Genomic DNA, 15,774 nt, shown 5'->3' on the forward strand with positions numbered 1-15,774 from the left:
CCCGAATCACTTACTAAAGTAAGCTCATCGGGATTCGTGCGCTTGCCGCCTTGACGTAACTCGAAATTCATTGGGTATAAGTGATAGACTATTTCATCATTTTTTTAGCTGCTATGTACATAGCGTTGACGCTGTGCCATGAAGCAACAGCGGGGAGTGTAGTCGCAAATGGCGAAAGAGAAAAAACGTGGCTTTTTTTCCTGGCTGGGCTTTGGTCAAAAAGAGCAGGCACCGGAAAACGAGACAGAATTAAAAAACGAAGAACAACAACAGGTTGTAGAAGAATCTGCCGTTGTTGAGGAACCGCCGCGCGCGCAGGAAACCCATAGCGAAGCCGAAACGGAGGCCTTTGCGGCTGAAGTTGTGGAAGTCACTGAACAGGTTGCAGAAATCGAAAAACTGCAGCCAGAACCAGAACCTGTGGTCGAGCAACCGCAGCCGGAGGTTGAACCGGTTGTTGAAGCCCCTGCGCCAACGGCGGTTATCGAACACGAAGAGTTACCGCTGCCGGAAGAAGTAAAAACCGAAGAAATTTCGCCAGAAGAATGGCAGGCCGAAGCGGAAACCGTTGAAATTGTTGAAGCGGTTGAAGAAGAAGCGGAAAACGAACCGCAGCTGACCGACGAAGAACTGGAAGCGCAGGCGCTGGCTGCTGAAGCGGCAGAAGAAGCCGTCATGGTTGTGCCGGTAGAAGAACCTGTCGTAGAAGAACCTGCTGTAGAAGAGCCAGCAGAAGAAGAAACGGTACAAGAACAGGAGAAACCGACGAAAGAAGGCTTCTTTGCGCGTCTGAAACGCAGCCTGCTAAAAACCAAAGAAAACCTCGGTTCCGGATTTATCAGTCTGTTCCGCGGTAAAAAGATCGACGATGATCTGTTTGAAGAACTGGAAGAGCAGTTGCTGATCGCCGATGTGGGGGTAGAAACCACCCGTAAGATCATCGCCAACCTGACGGAAGGGGCCAGCCGCAAGCAGCTTAAAGATGCTGAAGCGCTGTACGGTCTGCTGAAAGATGAAATGGGCGAGATTCTGGCGAAGGTTGATGAACCGCTAAATGTGGATGGTAAGACGCCGTTTGTTATCTTAATGGTTGGTGTGAACGGTGTGGGTAAAACCACCACCATCGGCAAGCTGGCACGTCAGTTCGAGCAGCAGGGCAAATCGGTGATGTTGGCTGCGGGAGATACCTTCCGTGCGGCGGCGGTCGAGCAGCTGCAGGTCTGGGGCCAGCGTAACAACATTCCGGTGATTGCACAGCATACCGGCGCGGATTCCGCGTCTGTTATCTTTGATGCCATCCAGGCGGCGAAGGCGCGTAACGTAGACGTGTTAATTGCCGATACCGCAGGTCGCTTGCAGAACAAAGCGCATCTGATGGAAGAATTGAAAAAAATCGTTCGCGTGATGAAAAAGCTCGACGAAGATGCGCCGCATGAAATTATGCTGACCCTTGACGCCAGTACCGGGCAGAATGCCATAAGCCAGGCCAAACTGTTCCATGAAGCGGTGGGTTTGACCGGTATTACCCTGACCAAGCTGGACGGTACGGCGAAAGGTGGGGTAATTTTCTCGGTTGCCGACCAGTTTGGCATCCCTATCCGCTACATCGGTGTGGGCGAACGTATCGAGGATTTACGTCCGTTTAAAGCGGACGATTTTATAGAGGCACTTTTTGCCCGAGAGGATTAACAATGATTCGCTTTGAACATGTCAGCAAGGCCTATCTCGGTGGGAGACAAGCGCTGCAGGGAGTCACATTCCATATGCAGCCTGGCGAGATGGCGTTTCTGACCGGCCACTCCGGTGCGGGGAAAAGTACCCTGCTGAAGCTGATCTGTGGGATTGAACGGCCCAGTGCCGGGAAAATTTCCTTCAGCGGGCATGACATCAGCCGTTTGAAAAACCGTGAAGTGCCGTTTCTGCGTCGCCAGATCGGCATGATTTTTCAGGATCACCATCTGCTGATGGATCGGACCGTTTTTGACAACGTGGCTATTCCGCTGATTATCGCGGGTGCCAGCGGGGACGATATTCGTCGCCGCGTGTCAGCGGCACTGGACAAGGTCGGGCTGCTGGACAAAGCGAAGAATTTCCCGATTCAACTCTCCGGCGGTGAGCAGCAGCGCGTGGGAATTGCCCGTGCGGTGGTGAATAAACCTGCGGTACTGCTGGCGGATGAACCGACCGGGAACCTCGATGACGCGTTGTCGGAGGGGATCTTACGCCTGTTCGAAGAGTTCAACCGCGTCGGGGTTACGGTATTAATGGCGACGCACGACATTGGGCTGATCTCCCGTCGTTCCTATCGCCAGATGGTCCTGAGCGACGGACACCTGCATGGAGGCCTGGCGCATGAATAGACGTGACGCTATTAATCAAATCAAACAGTTCGGTGGGCGACTGGACCGTTTTCGTAAATCGGGCGGTGCGCCAGGTGACGGGGGACGCAACGCGCCGAAGCGGGCAAAATCCTCACCAAAGCCGAACTCACGTAAAACCAATGTCTTTAACGAGCAGGTGCGCTATGCGTTCCAGGGCGCGTTACAGGACCTGAAAAGCAAGCCGCTGGCGACGTTCCTGACGGTGATGGTGATCGCCATCTCCCTGACGCTGCCGAGCGTGTGTTACATGGTCTATAAGAACGTAAACCAGGCGGCAAGCCAGTATTATCCGTCCCCGCAGATCACCGTGTATTTGCAGAAAACGCTGGATGATGACGCGGCGGCGCGGGTGGTTGGTCAATTGCAGGCCGAGCAGGGCGTGGAGAAGGTGAATTATCTTTCCCGCGACGATGCCCTGGGTGAATTCCGTAACTGGTCTGGTTTTGGCGGTGCGCTGGATATGCTGGAAGAGAACCCGCTGCCGGCCGTGGCGGTGGTTATCCCAAAACTGGATTTCCAGGGCACGGAGTCGCTGAACACGCTGCGTGATCGGGTGGCACAAATCAATGGTATTGATGAAGTGCGCATGGATGACAGCTGGTTTGCGCGGCTGGCGGCGTTGACAAGTCTGGTGGGGCGCGTTTCGGCAATGATTGGCGTGCTGATGGTGGCCGCGGTGTTCCTGGTTATCGGCAACAGCGTACGACTGAGCATTTTTGCCCGCCGCGATACCATCAACGTACAGAAACTGATTGGTGCAACGGATGGGTTTATCCTGCGACCGTTCCTCTACGGCGGAGCGCTGCTTGGCTTTTCGGGCGCTTTTCTTTCACTGATTTTGTCAGAAATTTTGGTGATGCGTCTGTCTTCAGCGGTCACTGAAGTGGCACAGGTTTTTGGAACTAAATTTGATATCAACGGCTTATCATTCGACGAGTGCCTGCTGCTGCTGCTGGTGTGCTCAATGATTGGCTGGGTGGCAGCCTGGCTTGCCACGGTCCAACATTTACGCCACTTTACCCCCGATTAAAAAATCTCTGGTATAATCTTTCCCTGCACTGAGAAGTTCGCTCTGCAGGGAAAGAGTCCCTGTTGTCTCTTCCCGACATAGTCATTGTGATGTCACATTTTGTGCGTAATGTATACACAGTACGACATGGAACTTGTGGATAAAATCACTGTCTGATAAAAGATTGAATGATATTCTCGTTGCTCATAAGCTCTGGCATGGTTGTTGCTGTCGATTTTTCAACGCGCCAGATGATATAGATTGAGAGGATTTGAATGACCAAAGAAATGCAAAATTTAGCTTTAGCCCCTGTTGGTAACCTGGAATCTTACATCCGGGCTGCAAACGCGTGGCCGATGTTGTCGGCTGACGAGGAGCGGGCACTGGCTGAAAAGCTGCATTACCAGGGCGATCTGGAAGCAGCTAAAACGCTGATCCTGTCTCACCTGCGCTTTGTTGTTCATGTTGCTCGTAACTACGCGGGCTATGGCCTGCCGCAGGCGGATCTGATTCAGGAAGGTAATATCGGCCTGATGAAAGCCGTGCGCCGTTTCAACCCGGAAGTGGGTGTGCGCCTGGTGTCTTTCGCCGTGCACTGGATCAAAGCAGAGATCCACGAATACGTTCTGCGTAACTGGCGTATCGTTAAAGTCGCGACCACCAAAGCACAGCGTAAGCTGTTCTTTAACCTGCGTAAAACTAAGCAGCGTCTGGGCTGGTTTAACCAGGATGAAGTTGAAATGGTCGCTCGCGAGCTGGGGGTTTCCAGCAAAGACGTCCGCGAAATGGAATCCCGTATGGCGGCGCAGGACATGACGTTTGACATGTCTTCGGACGACGAGTCCGACAGCCAGCCGATGGCTCCGGTGCTTTATCTGCAGGACAAATCGTCTAACTTTGCTGACGGCATTGAAGACGATAACTGGGAAGAGCAGGCGGCGAACAAATTGACTTACGCGATGGAAGGTCTGGACGAACGTAGCCAGGACATCATCCGTGCCCGTTGGCTCGACGAAGACAACAAGTCGACGTTGCAGGAGCTGGCCGATCGCTACGGTGTTTCCGCTGAACGTGTGCGTCAGCTTGAAAAGAACGCCATGAAAAAACTCCGCGCGGCAATCGAAGCGTAATTTTCGCGAATTGCCAATGAACCCTCGAATGTGAATTCGGGGGTTTTGTTTTTTGTAGGCCGGATAAGGCGTTTACGCTGCCATCCGGCAACACGTTTGCCTGATGGCGCTTCGCTTATCGGGCAAACGGGCCTTTCCTCCCCTCCCACCGACACGAATCTGTTATCTGGATGTAAAATTAGCTATTCCAAAATAATAAAAATCGGGTATGTTTTAGCAGAGTATGCTGCTAAAGCACGGGTAGCTATCCAATAATCGAAATAAAGTGCTGAACAACAACATCACAACACACGTAATAACCACAATAATGGGGATTGTCAGGATGAATATGAAGGGTAAAGCGTTATTGGCAGGATGTATCGCCCTGTCTTTGAGCAATATGGCCTTTGCTAAGGATATTAAAGTTGCCGTCGTCGGCGCGATGTCGGGTCCGGTGGCGCAGTATGGCGACCAGGAGTTTACCGGTGCAGAACAGGCGATTGCAGACATTAACGCCAAAGGCGGCGTGAAGGGTGACAAGCTGGTCGTGGTGAAATACGACGATGCCTGTGACCCGAAACAGGCGGTAGCGGTTGCCAACAAAGTGGTTAACGACGGGATTAAATACGTTATCGGTCACCTGTGCTCGTCTTCTACTCAGCCCGCGTCAGATATCTATGAAGATGAAGGCATTCTGATGATCACCCCGGCGGCAACCGCGCCGGAACTGACCGCGCGTGGCTATAATCTGGTGATGCGTACCACTGGCCTGGACTCTGATCAGGGGCCAACCGCCGCGAAATATATTGTTGAAAAAGTGAAGCCGAAACGCATTGCCATCGTTCACGACAAGCAGCAGTACGGTGAAGGTTTGGCGCGCTCTGTGCAAGACAACCTGAAGAAAGCGAATGCTGATGTGGTGTTCTTTGACGGTATCACCGCCGGTGAGAAAGACTTCTCCACCCTGGTGGCGCGTCTGAAGAAAGATAACATCGACTTTGTTTACTACGGTGGCTACCACCCGGAAATGGGGCAGATCCTGCGTCAGGCGCGTGCTGCTGGCCTGAAAACCCAGTTTATGGGACCAGAAGGGGTGGCGAACGTGTCGCTGTCTAACATCGCCGGTGAATCTGCGGAAGGCTTACTGGTGACCAAGCCGAAGAACTATGATCAGGTTCCGGCGAACAAACCGATCGTGGATGCCATCAAGGCCAAGAAACAGGATCCAAGCGGCGCGTTTGTGTGGACCACCTACGCTGCGCTGCAATCATTGCAGGCTGGTCTGAACCATTCCGACGATCCGGCTGAAATTGCTAAATACCTGAAAGCAAACTCTGTTGAAACCGTGATGGGACCGCTGTCATGGGATGCGAAGGGTGACCTGAAAGGCTTCGAGTTCGGCGTGTTTGATTGGCATGCGAACGGGACGGCTACAGACGCTAAGTGAGTAACTGCCCGGTGGCGCTTTGCTTACCGGGCCTACAACGAGCACTTCATAGGCCGGATAAGCGTCAGCGCCATCCGGCTTTTTTATTACCGCTTCTCCCAGCCATCCACCTGTGCGCTAAACCCTAATGCCTGCATAAATGCGGCCATCACGCCGCGGTCTTCCACGCCTACATCTGCCATCCACCATGAACTCACGTCAGGGTTTTCGCGGATCACTTCTTCGATCAAATACTGTCCGACGCCGCGACGGCGGGTGATTTCGCGTATGCGTAAGGAATCCAGCGCGCCTTGCGTATCGCTCAGGGTGACGCGTACTGCGCCTAACAGGCGCTCATTAAACCGCGCGGCATAGATCCGGTGAGCGTCATCGACGTGTAGAGATGAGGCGGAATATTCCGGCCAGATTTTGCCCAGATCAATGTTGTCCTGAGCACTAAAGTTTTCTAAACGAATGATGGTCAGCTTCATTGACAGCGTGTCCAAATCACAAAAGATGAAATCAGTGTACCGAAATAATTCCCCCGGACGCTTTCTCTTTTTTATGTGAATAACCAGGTGATTAATTTTATAACAACGATAATTACAGTTTGAAACATTAGGCATTGAAAAACAGGCAGGATATTACCCTGGGATGCAGCATTTTATTCCGCTCTTTGTGCCATTATTTTATGCTGACAAACGTGCTTTTTTTTGTTTATCTATAGTGAAAAGCAGAATATTATCTTTTCTTAATCGACTGAAAAATAGAGATTTTAGCGATAATTTGCTTAAAAAACTGTGCTAAACCATTAATCAGACTGGTAAAAATAGTACAGTTCAAAAAAAGCACAGTCTGCTTTTTAACCATATAAATACAAAATAAATACACAACATCACGAATGGGGATTCAGGAATGAAAAGGAATGCGAAGACAATCATCGCAGGGGTAATCGCACTGGCAATGTCGCACACGGCTATGGCGGAGGAGATCAAAGTCGCTGTGGTCGGGGCAATGTCAGGTCCGGTCGCGCAGTGGGGCGATATGGAATTCAATGGCGCGCGTCAGGCGATTAAAGATATTAATGCCAAAGGTGGCATCAAAGGCGACAAGCTGGTGGGCGTGGAATATGACGACGCCTGCGATCCAAAACAGGCGGTGGCCGTGGCGAATAAAATCGTTAACGACGGCATTCAGTATGTGATTGGTCACCTGTGCTCATCGTCGACTCAACCTGCATCCGACATCTACGAAGATGAAGGCATCCTGATGATTTCCCCGGGTGCCACCAACCCGGAACTGACGCAGCGCGGTTATGCGCACATCATGCGTACGGCCGGTCTGGACTCCTCTCAGGGACCCACCGCGGCGAAATATATTCTTGAGACGGTTAAGCCTCAGCGTATTGCCATCCTCCATGATAAGCAGCAGTACGGTGAAGGACTGGCGCGCTCGGTACAAGACAGCCTGAAAGCGGGCAAAGCCAATATCGTCTTCTTTGATGGGATCACTGCCGGAGAAAAAGATTTTTCTGCGCTGATTGCCCGTCTGAAGAAAGAAAACATCGACTTCGTTTATTACGGCGGCTACTACCCGGAAATGGGACAAATGCTGCGTCAGGCACGCTCTGTGGGCCTGAAAACGCAGTTTATGGGACCAGAAGGCGTGGGTAATGCGTCACTGTCCAACATCGCGGGCGAGGCAGGCGAAGGCATGCTGGTGACCATGCCAAAACGCTATGACCAGGATCCGGCGAATAAGGCTATCGTCGACGCGCTCAAAGCGGACAAGAAAGATCCGACCGGACCGTATGTGTGGATCACCTACGCCGCTGTGCAGTCGCTGGCAACCGCTTTGGATCGCAGCGGCAGCAAAGAACCGCTAGATCTGGTGAAAGATTTAAAAGCACACGGGGCTGATACCGTGATTGGGCCGCTGAATTGGGATGAAAAAGGCGATCTAAAGGGATTTGAGTTTGGTGTCTTCCAGTGGCACGCCGACGGGTCGTCCTCGGTAGCCAAATAATTATCCCACCGCCCGGTGATGCCGGGCGGGTATGAAAAGGTTTGCATATGTCCGAGCAGTTCCTCTATTTCTTACAGCAGATGTTTAACGGCGTCACGCTGGGAAGCACCTACGCGCTGATCGCCATCGGTTACACGATGGTGTACGGCATTATCGGCATGATCAACTTCGCCCACGGCGAGGTGTATATGATCGGCAGCTATGTCTCCTTTATGATCATCGCTGCGCTAATGATGATGGGTATTGATACCAGCTGGCTGCTGGTAGCGGCCGGATTCGTCGGCGCTATCGTGATTGCCAGCGCCTACGGCTGGAGTATTGAACGCGTGGCATACCGGCCCGTGCGCAGCTCCAAGCGCCTGATTGCGCTGATTTCCGCCATCGGGATGTCCATCTTCCTGCAAAACTACGTCAGCCTGACCGAAGGCTCGCGCGACGTGGCGCTGCCCAGCCTGTTTAACGGCCAGTGGACCATCGGCAGTAGCGAAAACTTCTCTGCCTCCATTACGACCATGCAGGCAGTTATCTGGGTTGTGACGTTTGTTGCCATGCTGGCGCTGACGATTTTCATCCGCTACTCACGTATGGGCCGCGCCTGTCGTGCCTGTGCAGAAGATCTGAAAATGGCCAGCCTGCTCGGTATTAACACTGACCGCGTGATTGCGCTGACTTTTGTGATCGGTGCGGCGATGGCGGCAGTGGCGGGCGTGCTGCTCGGTCAATTCTACGGCGTTATCAACCCGTATATCGGCTTTATGGCCGGGATGAAAGCCTTTACCGCCGCCGTACTGGGTGGCATCGGTAGCATCCCTGGGGCGATGATTGGCGGTCTGATTCTGGGTGTAGCGGAAGCGCTTTCCTCTGCGTATCTGAGTACGGAATACAAAGACGTGGTGTCGTTTGCACTGCTGATTATCGTGCTGCTGGTGATGCCGACCGGTATTCTGGGTCGCCCGGAGGTAGAGAAAGTATGAAACCAATGCACGTTGCGATGGCGCTGCTCTCTGCCGCCATGTTTTTCATCCTCGCGGGCGTCTTTATGGGCGTTCAGTTAGAGCTGGATGGCACCAAGCTGGTCGTTGATGTCGCCAGTGATATTCGCTGGCAGTGGGTGTTTATCGGCACCGGAGTCGTTTTTCTGTTCCAGCTGCTGCGCCCGGCTTTCCAGCACAGCATGAAGCGAGTTTCCGGCCCGAAGTTTATTCTGCCGGCGATTGACGGCTCCACCGTCAAACAAAAACTGTTCCTGGTGGCGCTGCTGGTGATTGCCGTAGCGTGGCCGTTTATGGTCTCACGCGGCACGGTCGATATCGCCACCCTGACGATGATCTATATCATCCTCGGTCTGGGCTTGAACGTGGTGGTGGGACTGTCTGGTCTGCTGGTGCTGGGCTACGGGGGGTTTTATGCTATCGGTGCTTACACCTTCGCGCTGCTGAACCACTATTACGGTCTCGGTTTCTGGACCTGCCTGCCGCTGGCAGGCCTGGTCTCTGCGGCAGCGGGTTTCCTGCTCGGCTTCCCGGTACTGCGTCTGCGCGGTGACTATCTGGCGATTGTGACCTTAGGTTTTGGTGAGATCGTCCGTATTCTGTTGCTGAACAATACTGAAGTGACCGGTGGTCCGAACGGCATCAGCCAGATCCCGAAACCGACTCTCTTCGGTCTCGAGTTCAGCCGTAGCGCCCGCGAAGGCGGCTGGGATACCTTCAGCAACTTCTTCGGCGTGAAGTATGACCCGTCTGACCGTGTGATTTTCCTCTATCTGGTGGCGTTGCTGCTGGTGGTTTTCTCACTGTTCGTCATTAACCGCCTGCTGCGTATGCCGCTGGGCCGCGCGTGGGAAGCCTTGCGTGAAGATGAAATCGCCTGCCGCTCGCTGGGCTTAAACCCAACACGTATCAAGCTGACCGCCTTTACCATCAGTGCCGCGTTTGCCGGCTTTGCCGGCACGCTGTTCGCCGCGCGTCAGGGCTTCGTTAGTCCGGAGTCTTTCACTTTTGCTGAATCGGCCTTCGTACTGGCGATTGTAGTCCTCGGTGGCATGGGGTCGCAGTTTGCGGTGATCCTGGCGGCCATCCTGCTGGTGGTGTCACGCGAACTGATGCGTGATTTCAATGAATACAGCATGTTGATGCTCGGTGGTTTGATGGTACTGATGATGATCTGGCGCCCACAGGGGCTTCTGCCGATGACCCGTCCACAGTTGAAGTTGAAAAACGGGCAAGCGAAAGAAGGAGAGCAGGCATGAGTCAGCCATTATTATCCGTGAACGGCCTGATGATGCGCTTCGGCGGTCTGCTGGCGGTCAACAACGTTGAACTGGAACTGAGGCCGCAGGAAATTGTCTCGTTAATCGGGCCAAACGGTGCGGGTAAAACCACGGTTTTCAACTGTCTGACCGGTTTTTACAAGCCGACGGGGGGGACGATCAAGCTGCGTGATCAGCATCTGGAAGGGCTGCCGGGCCAGCAAATTGCCCGCATGGGCGTGGTGCGCACCTTCCAGCACGTGCGTCTGTTCCGCGAGATGACGGTGATTGAAAACCTGCTGGTGGCGCAACACCAACAGCTGAAAACCGGTGTCTTCTCCGGATTGCTGAAAACCCCGTCTTTCCGTCGTGCCCAGAGCGAAGCGCTGGACCGTGCTGCCACCTGGCTTGAGCGTATCGGTCTGCTGGAACACGCCAACCGTCAGGCCAGTAATCTGGCCTATGGTGACCAGCGTCGTCTGGAGATTGCTCGTTGCATGGTGACCCAGCCGGAAATCCTGATGCTCGACGAACCTGCCGCGGGACTCAACCCGAAAGAGACTAAAGAGCTGGATGAGCTGATTGCTGAGCTGCGTAATCATCACAACACTTCAATCTTGTTGATTGAACATGACATGAAGCTGGTGATGGGGATTTCAGACCGTATCTACGTGGTGAACCAGGGCACGCCGCTGGCAAACGGGACGCCGGAACAGATTCGTAATAACCCGGATGTCATCCGCGCCTATTTAGGTGAAGCATAATGGGGGCGAGCCAAAAGATGGAAAAAGCGATGTTAACGTTTGACAAGGTGAACGCCCACTACGGAAAGATCCAGGCGCTGCACGACGTCAGTCTGTATATCAATCAGGGTGAGATCGTGACGTTAATCGGTGCCAACGGTGCGGGTAAAACCACGCTGCTCGGCACATTGTGCGGCGATCCGCGAGCGACCAGCGGGCGCATTGTTTTTGATGGTAAAGACATCACCGACTGGCAGACGGCGAAAATCATGCGTGAAGCGGTGGCGATTGTCCCGGAAGGGCGTCGCGTGTTTTCGCGCATGACGGTGGAAGAGAACCTGGCAATGGGTGGCTTCTTTGTTGAACGCAACCAGTTTCAGGAACGTATCAAGTGGGTGTATGACCTGTTCCCACGCCTGCATGAGCGTCGTATTCAACGGGCGGGCACCATGTCCGGCGGTGAACAGCAGATGCTGGCGATTGGCCGCGCGCTGATGAGCCAGCCACGTCTGCTGCTGCTTGATGAACCATCTCTGGGGCTGGCGCCGATTATCATCCAGCAGATCTTTAACACCATCGAACAGCTGCGTGAGCAGGGGATGACCATCTTCCTCGTCGAGCAGAACGCCAATCAGGCGCTGAAGCTCGCCGATCGCGGCTACGTGCTGGAAAACGGTCATGTGGTACTGGAGGACACCGGCGATGCGCTGCTGGCCAACGAAGCGGTGCGCAGCGCCTATCTGGGCGGGTAATACTCTCTACTGAGAAAAGGAGCCGAAATGGCTCCTTTTTTGTACATATTAGTTGTACAATTAATTTGTACAGTTCAGGAGGTTTCCATGCGTACAGTTAACTATAGTGAAGCGAGACAGAATCTGGCTGAAGTGCTGGATAGTGCGGTTACCGGAGTCCCCGTCACCATTACGCGACGCGGTCATAAACCTGCGGTCATCATTAGCGCAGAAGAGTTTGAACGTTATCAGGCCGCCAGGCTGGATGATGAATTTGCTGACATTATGATGATTCATGGTAATGAAATCAGGGAGCTGGCGGATAAATGACACTACAAATTATCTCAGCGGAAGAGATAATACAGTTTCACGACAGGCTGCTCCGCGTGACGCCTGGAGTTACAGGCATGCCTGATCCTGGTCGTGCGGAAGCGCTGATGTACCGGGTATTAAATCAAATTGAATATGAAGGTGTGACCGATGTGTGGTTGCTGGCAGCCATGCATTTGCTGGCCATTTCTCGTGGGCACATTTTTAATGATGGTAACAAACGGACCGCGTTGTTTATTACTTTGCTGTTTTTAAAGCGTAATGGGATCGCGCTGTCTGCAAACCCCGATTTTGTTGCCATGACGGTTGAAGCCGCAGCGGGACGACTCTCGTTAGAACAGATTGCACATCGTCTGCGACAGTAACGTCCAGCCCGTACTCACCTTCCGGCGTTGTAGAAACTTGGGCCATTTCCCAGGGAAGCGTAACGCCTCCATCCGTGTCTCAGCTCCCATTTTCCCTTCTCATAACCTTCACTGCCTTGCCATCTCTCTGTCGCCTTACTATCTTTTTTTTGTAATAAAAAAGTTATTTTTCTGTCATTCGAGCATGTCATGTTACCCCCGCGAGCATAAAACGCGTGATATCGCGCATCCGGCACAACAAGAGAGATAACCGATGAAATCGTTACGACATACAGCTTTAGGACTGGCAATCAGCCTGGCATTTGCAGGTCAGGCACTGGCCGTCACCACTATCCCGTTCTGGCATTCAATGGAAGGCGAACTGGGTAAAGAAGTTGATTCACTGGCGCAACGTTTTAATGAATCCAATCCCGACTACAAAATCGTTCCGCAGTACAAAGGCAACTATGAGCAGAGCCTGAGCGCGGGGATTGCCGCATTCCGTACCGGTAACGCGCCTGCTCTGCTGCAGGTTTACGAAGTCGGGACGGCAACCATGATGGCCTCAAAGGCAATTAAGCCGGTCTATGAAGTGTTCAAAGAGGCTGGAATTAACTTTGATGAGTCTCAGTTTGTGCCGACGGTTTCCGGTTATTACACCGACTCTAAAACCGGACATTTGCTCTCCCAGCCGTTTAACAGCTCCACCCCGGTGCTGTACTACAACAAAGATGCCTTCAAAAAAGCCGGTTTAGACCCTGAACAGCCGCCAAAAACCTGGCAGGACCTGGCGGAGTACACCGCGAAGTTGAAGGCTGCAGGCATGAAGTGCGGCTATGCCAGCGGCTGGCAGGGGTGGATCCAGATTGAAAACTTTAGTGCCTGGAACGGTTTGCCGGTCGCCACTAAAAACAATGGTTTTGACGGTACCGATGCGGTGCTGGAGTTTAATAAGCCGGAGCAGGTGAAACATATTGCACTGCTGCAAGAGCTAAACAAGAAGGGTGATTTCAGCTACTTCGGGCGCAAAGATGAATCCACCGAGAAGTTTTACAGCGGTGACTGTGCGATTACCACTGCTTCTTCCGGCTCTCTGGCCGACATCCGTCACTATGCGAAATTCAACTATGGCGTCGGTATGATGCCGTACGATGCCGACGTGAAAGGTGCCCCGCAGAACGCGATTATCGGCGGTGCGAGCCTGTGGGTGATGCAGGGTAAAGACAAAGAAACCTACGCTGGCGTGGCGCAGTTCCTTAACTTCCTGGCGAAGCCTGAAATTGCAGCTGAATGGCACCAGAAAACGGGCTATCTGCCGATCACCACCGCCGCCTACGATCTGACCCGCGAACAGGGCTTCTATGACAAGAACCCGGGGGCGGATACCGCCACGCGTCAGATGCTGAACAAGCCACCGTTGCCGTTCACCAAAGGACTGCGCTTGGGCAATATGCCGCAGATCCGCACCATCGTGGATGAGGAACTGGAAAGCGTCTGGACCGGTAAGAAAACCCCACAGCAAGCGTTAGATACCGCCGTTGAGCGCGGCAACCAGTTACTGCGTCGCTTCGAGCAGTCGACCAAATCTTAAGTGTATAAGTGCCTGATGGCGCTGCGCTTATCAGGCCTACAGCGTTTGTAGGCCGGATAAGGTGCTTGCACCGCCATCCGGCACCTTCCAGGAAAAGAACTGTCATGTCCTCATCCCGACCGGTGTTCCGCTCGCGCTGGCTACCCTATTTATTGGTGGCCCCGCAGCTGGCTATCACCCTCATTTTCTTTATCTGGCCTGCGGGTGAAGCGCTGTGGTATTCGCTACAAAGCGTCGATCCATTTGGTTTTTCCAGCCAGTTCGTGGGGCTGGATAATTTTGTCGCGCTGTTTCATGACCCGTACTACCTTGATTCGTTCTGGACCACCATCAAGTTCAGTACGTTAGTCACGGTAAGCGGTCTGTTGGTGTCGCTGTTTTTTGCCGCGCTGGTGAATTACGTGGTGCGCGGCAGCCGTTTCTACCAGACGCTGATGCTGCTGCCTTACGCGGTGGCCCCTGCCGTCGCTGCGGTGCTGTGGATCTTTCTGTTTAATCCAGGGCGCGGGTTGATTACGCATTTTCTCGGTGAGTTTGGCTATGACTGGAATCATGCGCAAAACAGCGGCCAGGCCATGTTCCTCGTGGTATTTGCCTCGGTCTGGAAGCAGATTAGTTACAACTTCCTGTTCTTCTTTGCCGCATTACAGTCTATTCCTCGCTCGCTGATAGAAGCCGCCGCGATTGACGGTGCGGGTCCAATCCGGCGCTTCTTCAAGCTGGCGTTGCCGCTGATTGCCCCGGTGAGTTTTTTCCTGCTGGTGGTGAATCTGGTGTACGCCTTCTTTGACACCTTCCCGGTGATTGATGCCGCCACGGCGGGCGGACCGGTGCAGGCGACGACCACGCTGATTTATAAGATCTACCGTGAAGGATTTGTCGGGCTGGATCTGGCGTCTTCCGCTGCACAATCGGTGGTGCTGATGTTCCTCGTTATTATTTTGACCGTGGTGCAGTTCCGCTATGTGGAAAGTAAGGTGCGTTACCAATGATTGAGAACCGTCGCTGGCTGACAATATTCAGCCATACCCTGCTGATTCTGGGGATCATGGTGATCCTGTTCCCGCTGTACGTTGCGTTTGTGGCGGCGACGCTGGACAACCAGGCGGTATATGACACGCCGATGACGCTGGTCCCCGGAACCCATCTGCTGGATAACATGCACACTATCTGGGTCAACGGGGTGGGCGTGAACAGCGCACCATTCTGGTTGATGATGCTCAACAGTTTCATCATGGCGTTCAGCATTACGCTGGGGAAAATCACGGTGTCGATGCTCTCCGCATTCGCCATCGTCTGGTTTCGCTTTCCGCTGCGTAATCTGTTCTTCTGGATGATTTTTATTACGTTGATGCTGCCGGTGGAGGTGCGAATTTTCCCGACGGTAGAGGTGATCGCCAACCTGAAAATGCTCGACAGCTACGCAGGTCTGACGCTGCCGCTGATGGCATCCGCCACCGCGACCTTCCTGTTCCGCCAGTTCTTTATGACCCTGCCAGATGAGCTGGTGGAAGCGGCGCGTATTGACGGCGCATCACCGATGCGTTTTTTCCGCGACATCGTGCTGCCGCTGTCAAAAACCAATCTGGCGGCGCTGTTCGTCATCACCTTTATTTACGGCTGGAACCAGTATCTGTGGCCGTTGTTGATTATTACCGACGTGAACCTGGGCACGGCGGTGGCGGGTATCAAAGGCATGATCGCCACCGGTGAAGGTACGACGCAGTGGAACCACGTGATGGCAGCTATGCTGCTAACGCTTATCCCTCCGGTAATCATCGTGTTAGCCATGCAGCGCGCGTTTGTGCGTGGCCTGGTCGATAGTGAGAAATAA

16 protein-coding genes are annotated in these 15,774 nt (G+C 53.4%); 15 read left to right on the forward strand and 1 reads right to left on the reverse strand.

Annotation, left to right across the window (positions count from 1 at the left end; all coding sequences use genetic code 11):
- The first annotated feature begins 168 nt into the window (after positions 1–168).
- The 5 genes from ftsY (at position 169) to IB214_RS01255 (ending at position 5,946) form a co-directional block, all read left to right on the forward strand.
- On the forward strand, positions 169–1,689 hold the full coding sequence (gene ftsY / locus IB214_RS01235; protein WP_117342480.1) for a signal recognition particle-docking protein FtsY: 1,521 nt from the start codon (positions 169–171) through the stop codon (positions 1,687–1,689).
- A gap of 2 nt (positions 1,690–1,691) precedes the next feature.
- Positions 1,692–2,360 carry a cell division ATP-binding protein FtsE gene (ftsE, locus tag IB214_RS01240; RefSeq protein ID WP_096759224.1) on the forward strand — a complete coding sequence of 223 codons (669 nt, stop codon included), beginning with the start codon at positions 1,692–1,694 and terminating at the stop codon, positions 2,358–2,360.
- Positions 2,353–3,411 (forward strand): permease-like cell division protein FtsX, encoded by a 1,059-nt coding sequence (gene ftsX / locus IB214_RS01245; RefSeq protein WP_096759225.1) that lies wholly within the window; start codon positions 2,353–2,355, stop codon positions 3,409–3,411. The genes ftsE and ftsX overlap by 8 nt, the downstream gene beginning before the upstream one ends.
- Positions 3,412–3,665: 254 nt before the next feature.
- Positions 3,666–4,520: an RNA polymerase sigma factor RpoH gene (gene rpoH, locus IB214_RS01250; RefSeq protein WP_096759226.1), complete on the forward strand. Its 855-nt coding sequence runs from the start codon at positions 3,666–3,668 to the stop codon at positions 4,518–4,520.
- A 322-nt stretch (positions 4,521–4,842) separates the two neighbouring features.
- On the forward strand, positions 4,843–5,946 hold the full coding sequence (locus IB214_RS01255; protein ID WP_138140553.1) for a branched-chain amino acid ABC transporter substrate-binding protein: 1,104 nt from the start codon (positions 4,843–4,845) through the stop codon (positions 5,944–5,946).
- 86 nt (positions 5,947–6,032) lie between these two features.
- Here the strand turns inward: IB214_RS01255 and panM are convergent, their stop codons facing one another.
- Complete coding sequence (gene panM / locus IB214_RS01260; RefSeq protein ID WP_117342613.1) at positions 6,033–6,416, reverse strand: aspartate 1-decarboxylase autocleavage activator PanM; 384 nt, start codon at positions 6,414–6,416, stop codon at positions 6,033–6,035.
- Between the two features lie 424 nt (positions 6,417–6,840).
- On the opposite strand from panM, the gene livK reads away from it, so the two are divergent.
- The 10 genes from livK to ugpE all read left to right on the forward strand — a co-directional run bounded on the left by livK (position 6,841) and on the right by ugpE (position 15,774).
- The gene (gene livK, locus IB214_RS01265) at positions 6,841–7,950 is read left to right on the forward strand and encodes a high-affinity branched-chain amino acid ABC transporter substrate-binding protein LivK (protein WP_115257271.1); all 1,110 of its coding nucleotides are present in this window, start codon (positions 6,841–6,843) and stop codon (positions 7,948–7,950) included.
- 47 nt (positions 7,951–7,997) lie between these two features.
- On the forward strand, positions 7,998–8,924 hold the full coding sequence (livH, locus tag IB214_RS01270) for a high-affinity branched-chain amino acid ABC transporter permease LivH (RefSeq protein ID WP_096759229.1): 927 nt from the start codon (positions 7,998–8,000) through the stop codon (positions 8,922–8,924).
- The gene (livM, locus tag IB214_RS01275) at positions 8,921–10,201 is read left to right on the forward strand and encodes a branched chain amino acid ABC transporter permease LivM (RefSeq protein ID WP_096759230.1); all 1,281 of its coding nucleotides are present in this window, start codon (positions 8,921–8,923) and stop codon (positions 10,199–10,201) included. Before livH ends, livM begins: the two co-directional genes overlap by 4 nt.
- Entirely contained in the window at positions 10,198–10,965 is a 768-nt protein-coding gene (gene livG, locus IB214_RS01280; RefSeq protein WP_096759231.1) for a high-affinity branched-chain amino acid ABC transporter ATP-binding protein LivG, read from the forward strand. The genes livM and livG overlap by 4 nt, the downstream gene beginning before the upstream one ends.
- Positions 10,966–10,982: 17 nt before the next feature.
- Entirely contained in the window at positions 10,983–11,696 is a 714-nt protein-coding gene (livF, locus tag IB214_RS01285) for a high-affinity branched-chain amino acid ABC transporter ATP-binding protein LivF (RefSeq protein ID WP_096759502.1), read from the forward strand.
- Positions 11,697–11,783: 87 nt separating this feature from the next.
- Positions 11,784–12,005, forward strand: coding sequence for a type II toxin-antitoxin system Phd/YefM family antitoxin (locus tag IB214_RS01290; RefSeq protein ID WP_096759232.1), 222 nt, complete (start codon positions 11,784–11,786; stop codon positions 12,003–12,005).
- Positions 12,002–12,370, forward strand: coding sequence for a type II toxin-antitoxin system death-on-curing family toxin (locus IB214_RS01295; RefSeq protein ID WP_117342479.1), 369 nt, complete (start codon positions 12,002–12,004; stop codon positions 12,368–12,370). The genes IB214_RS01290 and IB214_RS01295 overlap by 4 nt, the downstream gene beginning before the upstream one ends.
- A gap of 253 nt (positions 12,371–12,623) precedes the next feature.
- Entirely contained in the window at positions 12,624–13,940 is a 1,317-nt protein-coding gene (gene ugpB / locus IB214_RS01300; RefSeq protein ID WP_096759233.1) for a sn-glycerol-3-phosphate ABC transporter substrate-binding protein UgpB, read from the forward strand.
- A gap of 104 nt (positions 13,941–14,044) precedes the next feature.
- Positions 14,045–14,932, forward strand: coding sequence for a sn-glycerol-3-phosphate ABC transporter permease UgpA (ugpA, locus tag IB214_RS01305; RefSeq protein WP_096759234.1), 888 nt, complete (start codon positions 14,045–14,047; stop codon positions 14,930–14,932).
- Positions 14,929–15,774 (forward strand): sn-glycerol-3-phosphate ABC transporter permease UgpE, encoded by an 846-nt coding sequence (gene ugpE / locus IB214_RS01310; protein ID WP_115257274.1) that lies wholly within the window; start codon positions 14,929–14,931, stop codon positions 15,772–15,774. The genes ugpA and ugpE overlap by 4 nt, the downstream gene beginning before the upstream one ends.

It is taken from the genome of Citrobacter sp. C1 (assembly GCF_014596895.2).
Classification (GTDB): Bacteria; Pseudomonadota; Gammaproteobacteria; order Enterobacterales; family Enterobacteriaceae; genus Citrobacter; species Citrobacter gillenii.

What these genes read in the sequence shown, in the direction of transcription:
- livF (WP_096759502.1), top strand. Translation starts at nt 10,983, where the DNA reads ATGGAAAAAGCGATGTTAACGTTTGACAAGGTGAACGCCCACTACGGA.
- IB214_RS01255 (WP_138140553.1), top strand. Translation starts at nt 4,843, where the DNA reads ATGAATATGAAGGGTAAAGCGTTATTGGCAGGATGTATCGCCCTGTCT.
- ugpB (WP_096759233.1), top strand. Translation starts at nt 12,624, where the DNA reads ATGAAATCGTTACGACATACAGCTTTAGGACTGGCAATCAGCCTGGCA.
- livM (WP_096759230.1), top strand. Translation starts at nt 8,921, where the DNA reads ATGAAACCAATGCACGTTGCGATGGCGCTGCTCTCTGCCGCCATGTTT.
- panM (WP_117342613.1), bottom strand. Translation starts at nt 6,416, where the DNA reads ATGAAGCTGACCATCATTCGTTTAGAAAACTTTAGTGCTCAGGACAAC.
- ugpE (WP_115257274.1), top strand. Translation starts at nt 14,929, where the DNA reads ATGATTGAGAACCGTCGCTGGCTGACAATATTCAGCCATACCCTGCTG.
- IB214_RS01290 (WP_096759232.1), top strand. Translation starts at nt 11,784, where the DNA reads ATGCGTACAGTTAACTATAGTGAAGCGAGACAGAATCTGGCTGAAGTG.
- livH (WP_096759229.1), top strand. Translation starts at nt 7,998, where the DNA reads ATGTCCGAGCAGTTCCTCTATTTCTTACAGCAGATGTTTAACGGCGTC.
- ugpA (WP_096759234.1), top strand. Translation starts at nt 14,045, where the DNA reads ATGTCCTCATCCCGACCGGTGTTCCGCTCGCGCTGGCTACCCTATTTA.
- ftsX (WP_096759225.1), top strand. Translation starts at nt 2,353, where the DNA reads ATGAATAGACGTGACGCTATTAATCAAATCAAACAGTTCGGTGGGCGA.
- ftsE (WP_096759224.1), top strand. Translation starts at nt 1,692, where the DNA reads ATGATTCGCTTTGAACATGTCAGCAAGGCCTATCTCGGTGGGAGACAA.
- livG (WP_096759231.1), top strand. Translation starts at nt 10,198, where the DNA reads ATGAGTCAGCCATTATTATCCGTGAACGGCCTGATGATGCGCTTCGGC.
- rpoH (WP_096759226.1), top strand. Translation starts at nt 3,666, where the DNA reads ATGACCAAAGAAATGCAAAATTTAGCTTTAGCCCCTGTTGGTAACCTG.
- ftsY (WP_117342480.1), top strand. Translation starts at nt 169, where the DNA reads ATGGCGAAAGAGAAAAAACGTGGCTTTTTTTCCTGGCTGGGCTTTGGT.
- livK (WP_115257271.1), top strand. Translation starts at nt 6,841, where the DNA reads ATGAAAAGGAATGCGAAGACAATCATCGCAGGGGTAATCGCACTGGCA.
- IB214_RS01295 (WP_117342479.1), top strand. Translation starts at nt 12,002, where the DNA reads ATGACACTACAAATTATCTCAGCGGAAGAGATAATACAGTTTCACGAC.